Here is an 11,823-nt window from a genome sequence, read left to right on the forward strand (position 1 = left end):
CCTTCGCCAAGCCAACCTACTGAAGCCCTAAAAGATGGTCCTTATAATTTCTATAACGTCCAGAAGAGGCTTTATAAAGAGGCTTCCTAACCTGCCAAATACTCGCAGTTTTAACCACACCCTTTTTAGCCGAAAAGTTAAGACAAGAATCTTCCCAGTCGAGCCCAATAAACTTCAATAGCTCCTCAAGCTCATCTTTTGGCGAGCAAACAAACTTATCGTAATCCACACAATACACAGACCCGGGGAGCAGGCGCCTCCAGTGTTCCATCAACAATTCTTGCTGCCGGTAGTAATGCCCTATCCATTCAAGATCAACAGAATAATTCATCCCCGCCCCCAACTGCTGAAAGTAAACTGACAGGCAGTTATCCATTAAATTTCTTTTCGTCCACACAATCTTCGCCTGAGGGAAAAGGCTCTTAATAAAACCTATATGTAAGAAATTATCAGGCCGCTTATCGGTAAAAAATCCCTTCACATCAAATTTCTTAGCAACATGATTTTCATAAGCTAAAGCTGTAGCTTCAAAAAAACCAGACTCCCCACTTTTAAATTGCGAGAAATATGCACCACCTAACTTTTTTACTTGTTGCGGAATAAAATCAAGCTCTCCTCCAGCAGTCACCTGGGAGTGACCACTCAACACCCTCTCCAATAAGGTCGAGCCAGAACGCAGCATTCCACAAATAAATATAGGAGAAAACCCGCTTCTTTGCGGCAAATTGTCAGCCCACGCCTGGTCAAAAATTGAGATAAGATTCTGTGTATACTTTTCCTGCAAATCCTTTCGATATGCACGAAACCGTAAGCGACCAACCTCATTAGCCTTATGATAAGCTTCAAAGGCAGCATCATACTCAGCGCAGTCGTCGAGAGCCTTCCCGAGAGAAAATAATAGCTCTTCACGCTCCAATCGGGAATCTATACCGGATGACAAAGCAGTTTTTAGCTCACCTATAATTGGATCATCCTCACTTTCAATATCACTTTGGTATACTAACCTGCTGAGGGCGGGGTAATAGTTTGAATCCAGTGAAAGTATCTTTCTATACAATCTTCTTGAGCAAGCTCTATCTCCTCGCTCCTCAGCAAGCCCCGCAAGATTAAACAGGGCTGGAATATAATTGGGTTCTATAGATAGAGATTTCTCAAAAAACTTGCCAGCCAAATCCGGACGATTCATATCCACGTACACTAACGCAAGGTTATTGTACACTTCTTCCTGCCCATCAATTTCAAGTTCAATTGCTTTTCTATATGCTTCAGCAGATGCCTCAAATTCACCAATTTTCCTTAATTGCAAAGCTAGGTTAAACAAGCAATTCGGCTGATTTTCATTGAGAGACAAGGCATATCGGTACATATCCACCGCGCTCTCACTCATCCCCGCAGACACGCACCCAGAAGCCAAATTAAGAACACATGCCATATTAGATGGCTTAATTGACAGAAGCTCCTCCAGGTAGCGAGCCGTCTTTTCTACCTGTTTACTGGAAATATAAAACTGACAAATTTCCACAAGGATCAACTCACGCTCAACCCCTAAATCAAGCATTGCCAGCAGTATACTTTCTGCCTCAGATAAATTTGATGACGCAAATGCTTTATGCGCACGCCTTAATTCCTTTAGGAGGTCTGATCGATTTGTCATTTTTACAACTAATATTATATTTAGGTGAAGTGAAATATAGAATATTGGAAAGAAAGAAATAAAGAAAAGAATTAAGGAAAGTAGACCCCTCTATCAAAAGAAGGGCCGCGCAAACACCGTTAATATTCGCCAGGATTTCCCTGCGCGCCCTTGCGGCGAGCGGAATCCACGACATTTTTTGAGGCCTCTGCGACACCTTTCCACTCTTCCACAGTCATACATGTCTTCTCTTTAAAACGAGAACCTGTAATAGAGCGAACTTTGCAAACTAACCGACTCTCAGATGAGTCCGTACTGCCATTTGAAGTGGCGGCTAGATCATTTTTCGCATCCGCTTCATCAACTGCCGGTTTAGTAGCGCAGGCGCTAATAAGCATAACCGTACAAATACCCACTAAAGCTGCCTTCAAGCCCATTATTTCTCTCCTTGTTTAAAAACCATTACGGTATCGACTCGAACTTCGATTCTATACCGATATAGCCTTCAGTGCATGTACAGTCTTCAATATAAATCGATGACAAAGTGGTCAAATAAGAAGCTCAAGAAGTACACCGCTATTCAATTTTAAATCTATCGTTATAAGTCCCCTCTAAAGGCGGTTGTTAAACCAGCTTCACGAACTAAAACACGCCCTTTCCGGGGGGCTACAAGCTACTGCATATAACACTTACACAAATAAAACTCTGTAATAAATTGTACTCAACCAAGATCTCTAGATGTGACCACCCTGTGGTACACACCGCCCCCCAGAGCACTACAACACCCAAACTATCGCGACAACCTAGAAACAGGAGGAATCATGGTAAGCGTCAAGGCACAACCATCAAAAAAAACTATTTGCCAGCTCAACCTGTTAGAAATAGTTAATTAATAACAGCAAAACTTCCAAATAGTCCGAGGTTAATTTTCACCACAAGAAATTGACGAATTTAAATGACAACGGATAAGGAGAAGATAATAGAGATACTCAGCCCCCACTCCGCAAGACTGCCGAAATAAAAAGCAGATCCCCTTTAATGCCCCAAGTCAAATCCTGCCAAATCAGACTTTTCTACAGCTCACAGGAGGGTTACCCGCTAAATCTAGCTGCATTTAGCTTAACCCCAACTTATGACGCCCAATCCAGCGAAAAACATTATCCACTAAATTCAACCAAGAAAACTGAAAAATATAGCTTATTTTAATTGTTTTTTGGTTCATTTAGCCTAAAAAAATCGAATAAGACCCAAAAACTTCACCCAATCTCACTTGGCGTAGATAGGTAAATAGGTCATAAAAACACCAGAATAGTTCCATATTTCCACTTAATGCATTAAAGTCAGCTTCGACAGCTTTTAACTCATAGCATATAAAGCACTATAAGCACCTTAAGTATAAGAAGGTTCCACTATGATCAAGACCAAACTGAGCATTGCCATCGCTGCTCTTGGCACCCTCGCCAGCACCGGCATTTTTGCCCAGGAGTCCACGGAAGTAGGCGCAGAGGTAGAAGAAGTAATTGTTACCGGTTCACGTATTGCTCGTGACCCACTGTCCACTACCGGCCCAATTACCCTGGTTGACTCAGAGGCTATTACACGCTCCGGTGTTGGCACCATTGACGAACTGCTTAACCAGCTGCCATCTATGGGCACCACAGGCATCAACTCCAACGACAACAACGGCGGCGCCGGCTTGTCTTTTGTTGAGTTGCGTAACCTGGGTTCCGCTCGTACCCTGGTTTTGGTTAATGGTCGTCGCTTTGTTTCCTCAAGCTCCGGCGTAAGCTCTGCGGTGGATATGAACAATATCCCTGTAGATATGATTGACCGTATTGAAGTTCTGACCGACGGCGCGTCTGCCGTATACGGTTCTGATGCGGTTGCCGGCGTTATCAACATCGTGATGAAAGACTCCTTTGAAGGGGTTCGCATCAATGCGCGCGCTGGCGCTACCGAAGAGGGTGGCGGCGAGAATGGCGAAATCTCCATTACTTTCGGCGGCGAAAGTGATCGCGGTAAATTTATTGCCAATATTAGCCACAGCAAGCGTGATGAAATCACCTATAACGACCGCGACTGGGCACAGCTGTACAGCTCCATGTCCCCCACCGGCACTATTCTCACCGATTACGGCACTTTTAGCGTTGCTGACGATGGTGAATCCCTAAGCCTAACTGACTACTCTGCATACGATATTGGTCAGTACATGTGGCTCTCCGGCGCTATGGAGCGCACCAGCCTGATGGCTAGCGGTAGCTACTCGGTCACTGATGCAGTCGAGCTCTACGGTGAGGGCTCCTACACACTGAAAACTACCAACCAGCAGCTGGCAGCCCAGCCCATGTACAGTGGCAACGGCTTAAACCTGACCTCTGATAATGTGCCAGATGATATCGCCGACCAGCTGGAAGAGGCCTGGCAAGAGTCTGTAGAAGATTACGAAGCTGAGCTGGAAGCCTATGAAGCCGCTTACGCGGAGTGGGAATCAACTGGTGAAGGCGATGCACCTATTGTTCCGTGGTTAGACGGTATCAGCGATATCCGCCTGCGCCCGGTTTCCGGTGGCACCCGTGACTACGAGCAGAAGACAGAAACCTTCCGCCTACTGGGTGGCGCTCGTGGTGACTTAGTAAACGGTTGGGGCTGGGACACTTTCCTGAGCTACGGCCGTAACGAAGGTGAAAACTCCACCGGCAACTCCTACAACAAAACTTTGTTGCAGGAAGTTATCGATGGTGACAGCAGCATCGCAGATGAAGACATTTCCTTCATTGGCGGTATGAGCGATGAAGTTATCGACTACATCAGCTATACCGATCGCGAAGACAATGAGTACGAGCTGATTAACTTTGGCGCAAGCTTAACTGGCGATATTGAAGCCATTCAACTTCCAGGCGGCACCTTAGGCTTTGCTGCTGGCATTGAATATCGCAAAGAATCTGGCGAATTCAACCCCAGTGAAGAAACCCAGAGCGGTGCCACTTTCGGTAACCAACAAGACGCCACCGCCGGCGACTACTCCGTAACTGAGCTGTTCACCGAGTTTAACCTGCCGATTCTTGCCGGTGAAAAATACGCAGAAGAGCTGTCTATGGACCTCGCTCTGCGCTATTCAGACTTCGACACCTTCGGTGGCCAAAGCACAGGTAAGCTGGGCATTGTTTATGCTCCTACTGAGAACTTCCGTTTCCGTAGCAGCTACTCAACCTCTTTCCGCGCACCGGGTATCTACGAACTCTACAGCGGCACCTCGCAGAGCTACGAGTACCTGCTGGACCCCTGTGATACCAGCAGCGCCAACACTGACGGCCAAGGTGCTTACTGTAGCGAAGTGAGCTCAACCTTTACCCAGGCGGGCTCCCAGATCGCTACCAATATCGGTGGTAACGAAGACCTGGAGGCCGAAGAGGCGCGTACATTTACTGCTGGCATCGTATGGACCCCGTCTTTCGTTGAAGACCTGTCCGTTACTGTGGATTACTACGATGTAGAAATCACCAATGCAATCGATAGCGCCGATCTACAGCAGATCCTGGACGACTGCTACCGTGAAGGTATTGATGATGCCTGCTCGCTGGTTGACCGTGGTGACAGTGGTCAGATCTCTTACCTGGAAGGCTCCCTGCTGAATATCGGTGAGATCAGCACTAAAGGTATCGACATCGACCTGACCCAGAACCTCTACTTCGACGCAGGTAAACTGGCCCTGACTGCACAGGCTACCCGCCTGCTTGAGTACGAAATCTACAATACCGAAACCGACGCCACCTCAGACTACCTGGATTACGTTGGAACCAATAGCAGCCTGTACGTGAAGTGGCGCGGCCTGGCCAGCGCTACCTGGTACGCTGACAACTGGGACTTTGGTGTAGACGCACAATACTTGAGCGAAGGCGACAGCCCTTACGCTCACGTTCCCTCACACACCTACCTGAACCTGAAGGCCGGTTGGGATGTGAACGACAATATGCGCCTGACTGCGGGTATCGACAATATTGCTAATCGCGAACCGTCGTACACCTCTAGCTGGTATGACGTGAACAGCAGCTATGACTCCCAAGGCCGCTACGCTTGGGCTGGTGTAAGCTACCAGTTCTAAGTCTGACTTTTACAGTCAACCTAAAAGGGGTGCCCATGGGCACCCCTTTTTTGTGGGAACAAGCTTCTGCTTAACGCCATACACCCCAATTATTCTGGGCCATTAATTAACAAATCGAGCTTCTGCTTATAAACCCCACGGGTCTGTGAGCTGCTGACCTGTGAAAATGCCTGCTTAAAACTCGCTTTGGAAGCGATCAGATCGCCAAGCCTGTACCTTGTAAGCCCCAGTAAAAAGTGAAAGCGGTGATCGCTGTCATTAGCTCTCAGTGCGCGACGCAAGAGCTTCTCTGCTTTTTTGTAATCCCCCGCACTGTATGCCTCTAGAGCCTGGTGATGTAGATAATAGGGGTTGCGCGCACGATGGAAGCGCACACGCTCGGCATACCAATCAGCCAGTTCTTCCCTGCCGGAAACGCGGTAAAGCCTCTCTAAATTGCTGATGGCAACCAGATTGTCCCGCTCAATTTGCAAGGCCTTGAGGTAACTTTGCTCGGCGGCATAGAGGTGGTTAAAACGACTGTACACAGCGCCGAGATTTGACCAGATATCACTTCTCTGTGGACGCAGCTGTAGCGCTTTGCGCAGATACAAAAAAGCGAACTTTTCCTCGCCGCTGCGCATCAACTCTATACCGCGATTACTGTAGTAGAGCGCAAAAGCAGTAGTGTCATCCAGTGCATACTGCCGATACGCCGGATCGTAGGCCTCCAGATTAAAGTCGATCACTCGCCGCCTGTTTTTATACTCGGCAACCATATTGACATGGCGATAGACCGTAAAGGTCTCGGGGTCATCCTGCCCCCAAACCGGAGGCACATCCACCTCATTGAAATAAGCCTCCACACCCAGCTCTCTGGCCATAGCCACCATCATTAAGGTAAATGCCAGGCAGTTGCCCCGCTGCAACTGGTAGGTCTTACTTGCCGGCAGGGTGCTGTTGGGATCGTACTCGATATGGAAATCACCCCGCCCATAGGCATTCACCAGAGATTGGAGCCGCTTGGAGGGGGACTCGCCTGGGGCGGTGCTGCCCAGGTAGGCCAAAATATCGGCATCAAGCCCCAGCAGATCCTCATCGGGAAGCTCCCCCGGTAAAACCGGCCGATCGAGAATCGCCCGTCCACTGAGGGCGGTGTTGACATCGATAACCTCTGGCTTTTCGAGGGGAATTTGAGCACAACTAGCAACAAAAAGGGCCAGAACAAGGGCCAGTGGGGCCTTCATCGTCATTTTCCCCTCAATATTTTAGCCTTATGGTATTTAGAGAGCCTCTAATCAAGCTCAACTGTAGCGGCCTAATACTTCCGGATACTTCGCTAAGATAATAGAACTACCAAGCGAGGTGAAGTATGACAACAAAAGGGATACGCCAGTATTTTAAATCAGAATTCAATAAAGGCGCGCAGCCCTAGTCTGAGCTAGGGTGTTCGATATCTAAGGCCATAGAAACTGCAAGGGACCATTACAAACTATCTGCGACGTGAAAACAAACAGTTGTATATAGGGAAAAATACTTGATCACTACATTCTTACGAAAGAAATGAAGTAAAGTACAACTTTATCAAAGAGCAGCAAAGCAACTTTCCAGTTAAGAGGCTCTATCAGGTAATACAGGCAAATAAGAGTAGCTTTCACAAGTGGTGTGCCGTAGTGATAGCTTAATAGATAGGCGAACATGGTAAACGTGCCATTGCTTGTAGGCCTTATCTGCAGAACCTCGACAGCCACCAGTCAACGGGCTTAAAGAGGCTCCTGATTAAGCTTGGCCACAACGGACAAGTTTAAACTTACAAATATATTTATAAGTGGAGTCAAGGTTCAAATAGTATATGACCGAGAGAACAAGTGTGATAACACTTTAAAACCGAAGGGAAAAACTAAAACTCAAGGTCAAAACCAGTAAGAGCAACCTTAAAAATTAAGGGATAAAAAAGCGGGCCATAAGGCCCGCTTTAGCGATTTCTGTAAGGAGAATTAGAACTCCATACGAACGCCTACAAATGCACTACGGCCAATATCGTTATACACAGCTGCAGCAGTATCATGCCCAGTTGTATTACCTGGAATACCAGTCAAAATAACCGGAGCTTCTTCATCCAGAACGTTATTAATGCCAAGGTTTGCACTGATGCTGTCAGTGAACTGATAAGATGCGTACAGGTCATGTGTGACATAAGTGCCAACTTCAAAATTGTACAGATCATAACTCAAGTCAGGTACTGCATCGCCAATGAAAGAGGTTTCCCACTGTACCATCAGTCGATCCATAGAGTAGTTAATTGTCGCAACCCACTCGTTCTCAGAAAGGCCAACCTCTCCTACGAGCTCATCACGCTCACCAAATTTAGTTTGAGTGTAATCAATTATATGACCGTAGATCAAAGAGAGGTCCAGCTGGCCACTACCCAGTCCCATACCCCACTGAACCTGAACATCTACACCTTCGGTCTCAAGGGAGCCTTCATTGATATAGCCAGAATTTACTTCTGTAATTTCACCCAGTTGGTAGGCAGATCCTGTAGTATCGCGAACAACGAAATCACAGAAATTATTTGGGTAGCTGCTAGTGTTGTAACAGTAATCTACGGAGGTCTGGCGGCCAACAGTATCGATTAGATTTTCAATTTCAATATTGTACCAATCGACAGAAACCGACAGGGTACCAACACCCAAATCACGGTCAAACACCGCACCTAAAGTGTAACTGTCAGAAGTCTCAGGCTCCAAGTTGCCATTACCTTTACCAACGAAACCACCGGTTCCCTGGATTTCAGTCTGTGACAATGTAAATACGCCCTGATCTTCAATTCGTGCCGCTACAGCAGGAATAGCACGGCAGTTTTCTGCAACAGTACCGGTAGTCTCTGCGGTTACTCCATTACAGGGATCACTTACTGCACCAAAGGACTCACCACCTGGCGCAAAAAGTTCATTGATATTCGGGGCACGTACAGCTCGCGCGTACTGACCACGAACCCGCAGATCATCATTAACAACCCATGAGAAACGAGCTGTGTAAGCATCGGTAGCACCAACAGTATTGTAATCTGCATAACGATATGCAGCACCAACACTCAACTCTTGAATGCCAGTAAGGCCCGAAAGTATTGGCGCTTCCATCTCAACATACAACTCAGTTGCATTGAAGCTACCTTCAGTAGGCTCTTCCTTATTTCCTGCATTCTGGCCGGTACGGGTTAAAGCATCAGGGAAGTCTGCTGCGTATTCATCACGATACTCAACACCTGCAGCCAAACTTAAGGGACCAGAGGGCAATTCAAGCAGCTCACCGCTAATATTAATGCCACCAAAGGTTTGCTTGGTACGCTGATCACGAATTGAAGGTGCAGTTACATACTCTGCAGCATCCTCAGAAATGGAACCATAACCAAACAAGTTGATTGGTACACAACCTTCTGCTGCCGCTGCTGCATCTGCACATACAATATTGCCGTCACTATCTTCTACTGCATTCAACGCATTGCGGAAGTTAGAAATGTTTATCTGACCTGTACCGCGCTGGCTATCCTGCATTTGCCCCTGACCAAAGTGAGCATCCCAATTCCAATCGTTGATCTCACCACGCAGGCCAATCAATCCGCGGAAAGTTTGACGCTCAGCAAAAGAGCCGCGCTGCTCCAGCTCAGTTGTACGGCGGAAATATTCGAGGTACTCATCACCTGCTGCAATTGCAGCCGCTCTTAGGTCATCAGGTACATAGGGATTATCAATATGTATCCCGTCAATGTATAAGTCTTCGTTACTGTGTGGATATGGCTCAATTTCACTCTGTGTTTCGGTGCGAGCAAAAGTGGTCTCGATGTAGCCTTCCAAAGAGTCAGTAATCTGATAGTTTAAGTTAGAACTAATCAGATAGCGTTCAGTTGGCACAGTGTAACGTCGGAAGTTTTGACGGTTAAACCCATATTGCTCTTGGTCCCAAGGTACAACTTCGCCACCATCGTATACGTAAGAGTCACCAGTGGAGGGGACAAAGAAACGGCCATGTTCCGAGTAAGAGGAATAAAAAGGAGCAGTACTATCCTGACAATCATTGATATCGGACGTCAATCGACAAGTAGCAATATCGTCAACTTCAGTATTATCACGGTCGCGTGCCAAAACACCTTTTTGATCGGTATAAGTCATAGAGATAACGGCATTACCTTTACCGTCATCAAAATTACCACCGGCAGTGATATTAAAGCGATCAGTTTGGTCATCACCAAACTCTACAGTTTCCCCGTGAGAGGAGGTAATGCTAACGCCTTCGAAGTCATCCTTAAGGATAACGTTGATTACACCAGCAAGAGCATCAGAACCATAGATTGCTGATGCACCACCTGTAATTACTTCTACCCGCTCGATTAGCTCTGTAGGGATAGTGTTCCAGTCAACAGCTGAGCTACCCGCAACGCCAGAAACATAACGACGTCCGTTAACTAGAACAAGGGTACGATCCTCACCTAGGTTGCGAAGTTCAACAGTGTTGATACCAGCACCAGAAGTAAAGAAATTAGAGTTGCTGCTAGAAATACCCGACACACCAGTTGCCGGCAGACTCCGCAGAATATCAGCACTGTTTACCATGCCGGAAAATTCAATATTCTCAGAGTTGACAGTTGTGATAGGTGTTGCAGCTTCCAAGTTAGATCTGGTAATGCGTGAACCGGTTACAATTACCTCCTCAACCAGTGTCGCGTCATTTACATCCTCAGATTCTTGGGCAAACGCTTGACCAGTTGCTCCGAGGACTACAGATACTCCAAGTGCGGTCTTGATTGCAGACGAAAGGATATTCCTTTTCATTGTTTTATCTCACTCTAGGGTAGGGTCGCTCCCTACTAGATACGTTTGAGTTTATACATGAAGCAACCACCCCCATGGCTGCTTCAGCTCCCAACAAAGATAAAACGAATAAATCCCTCCCCCCCTCAATAAAACTTTACTCAAATATCAAAAAGCTTTTTCCGTGAAAATCTGCCAATTTGTACATTGTTACCGCTACCTCTGCCCCCCTGTAAGATTCAACCTGTTTTACAATCTAATTTTCATCGAATTCGCTCAAAAAACTATCAGCCTTTATTCGTAATCAGGTAGCGCTCAGAGTTATGTGTTATTTCTTTACCGTTAGAGAAGAGATATCCCATAGCCACCCCTACGTTCGAACTGAAGCGGCTATGAAAGCAAAGCTGGCAGGACACCTCACCAACAAAGCTAAGCCCAATCGCAGGAATAGCACCACTTCAAAATTCCGCCGGTAACTTCGAACTTCAGACTCCACCGGATCGTACGGAAACCTTTACTCCCAAATCGCCAAGAAGTATCAAACTCAACTTACCGGCGAGCTAGACCGGAAGATCATGGCTCTGTTCATTTTGGGGAATAGTTATCAGAACCCCCGTACACATATTGCCAATATCTATGCTACAGGGCTCCCCAATTACATTGTCAAGATCAAGCCATTATCGGAGCTTTAAGCTTGACATGGACGCGACCTAAAGGCGGTCTACCCCATTATCTGGCTTGATACTATCCACTAAAAAATCAAGGAGGGTGGCCATTATACCCGTACCCTTGCCCTCAATATCGAAACAAGAAAGAGCTCCTGAGGCTCTACCTACCTATGTGAATGCTTTACAGGGATTCCCTGAGTCGATAGAAAGCATCCGCCCAAAACTGAAATCCAGCCTGTATCATTCACCAGATCCGCAACTCTCTGAAGTATATGGCCTTACAAAATCAGAAGGCCCTTATGGTCAACCAAAACAGCAACACTCAATGCCGTCAAATATGCTCTAGGTGAAGTCGAGGCGAAGTAGGGGGCGATGGCGGTTAATCGTGGTGCGGTAAATGGCCAGCTCTCTTAATACCCGAAATATGTCCGCACATCGATCTACACGACGAATACACTGAAAATCGTACACAGGCAATTCCGCAAGCTGGCCAAAACCAAGGGAGACTTCGCCAATGATAATAACTTATGACCCTTCCTTACGCCGGTATACAGAAAGCCCCTCAGCGCTAAGCGCATCCGATTCAGACCGGAATCTGACACTATCACAGTTGGTGATACACCTCTCTGA

The 11,823-nt window shown here is 46.8% G+C and carries 6 protein-coding genes; 1 reads left to right on the plus strand and 5 read right to left on the minus strand.

Annotation, left to right across the window (positions count from 1 at the left end; translation table 11 throughout):
* Positions 1-16 precede the first annotated feature (16 nt).
* Positions 17-1,654, minus strand: coding sequence for a tetratricopeptide repeat-containing sulfotransferase family protein (locus ACJJIF_RS10950; RefSeq protein WP_444932247.1), 1,638 nt, complete (start codon positions 1,652-1,654; stop codon positions 17-19).
* A 119-nt stretch (positions 1,655-1,773) separates the two neighbouring features.
* Complete coding sequence (locus ACJJIF_RS10955; RefSeq protein ID WP_444932248.1) at positions 1,774-2,070, minus strand: hypothetical protein; 297 nt, start codon at positions 2,068-2,070, stop codon at positions 1,774-1,776.
* A gap of 974 nt (positions 2,071-3,044) precedes the next feature.
* On the opposite strand from ACJJIF_RS10955, the gene ACJJIF_RS10960 reads away from it, so the two are divergent.
* Positions 3,045-5,735, plus strand: coding sequence for a TonB-dependent receptor plug domain-containing protein (locus ACJJIF_RS10960; RefSeq protein WP_444932249.1), 2,691 nt, complete (start codon positions 3,045-3,047; stop codon positions 5,733-5,735).
* An 89-nt stretch (positions 5,736-5,824) separates the two neighbouring features.
* Here ACJJIF_RS10960 and ACJJIF_RS10965 read toward each other — a convergent pair whose 3' ends face one another.
* From ACJJIF_RS10965 to ACJJIF_RS10975, 3 genes are all read right to left on the minus strand, one after another.
* On the minus strand, positions 5,825-6,961 hold the full coding sequence (locus ACJJIF_RS10965; RefSeq protein WP_444932250.1) for a tetratricopeptide repeat protein: 1,137 nt from the start codon (positions 6,959-6,961) through the stop codon (positions 5,825-5,827).
* Between the two features lie 750 nt (positions 6,962-7,711).
* On the minus strand, positions 7,712-10,546 hold the full coding sequence (locus tag ACJJIF_RS10970; RefSeq protein ID WP_444932251.1) for a TonB-dependent receptor plug domain-containing protein: 2,835 nt from the start codon (positions 10,544-10,546) through the stop codon (positions 7,712-7,714).
* A 989-nt stretch (positions 10,547-11,535) separates the two neighbouring features.
* Positions 11,536-11,664, minus strand: a complete 129-nt coding sequence (locus ACJJIF_RS10975; RefSeq protein ID WP_444932252.1) for a hypothetical protein — start codon at positions 11,662-11,664, stop codon at positions 11,536-11,538.
* Positions 11,665-11,823: the final 159 nt, after the last annotated feature.

The organism is Microbulbifer regidiadema (SeqCode) (assembly GCF_052467605.1).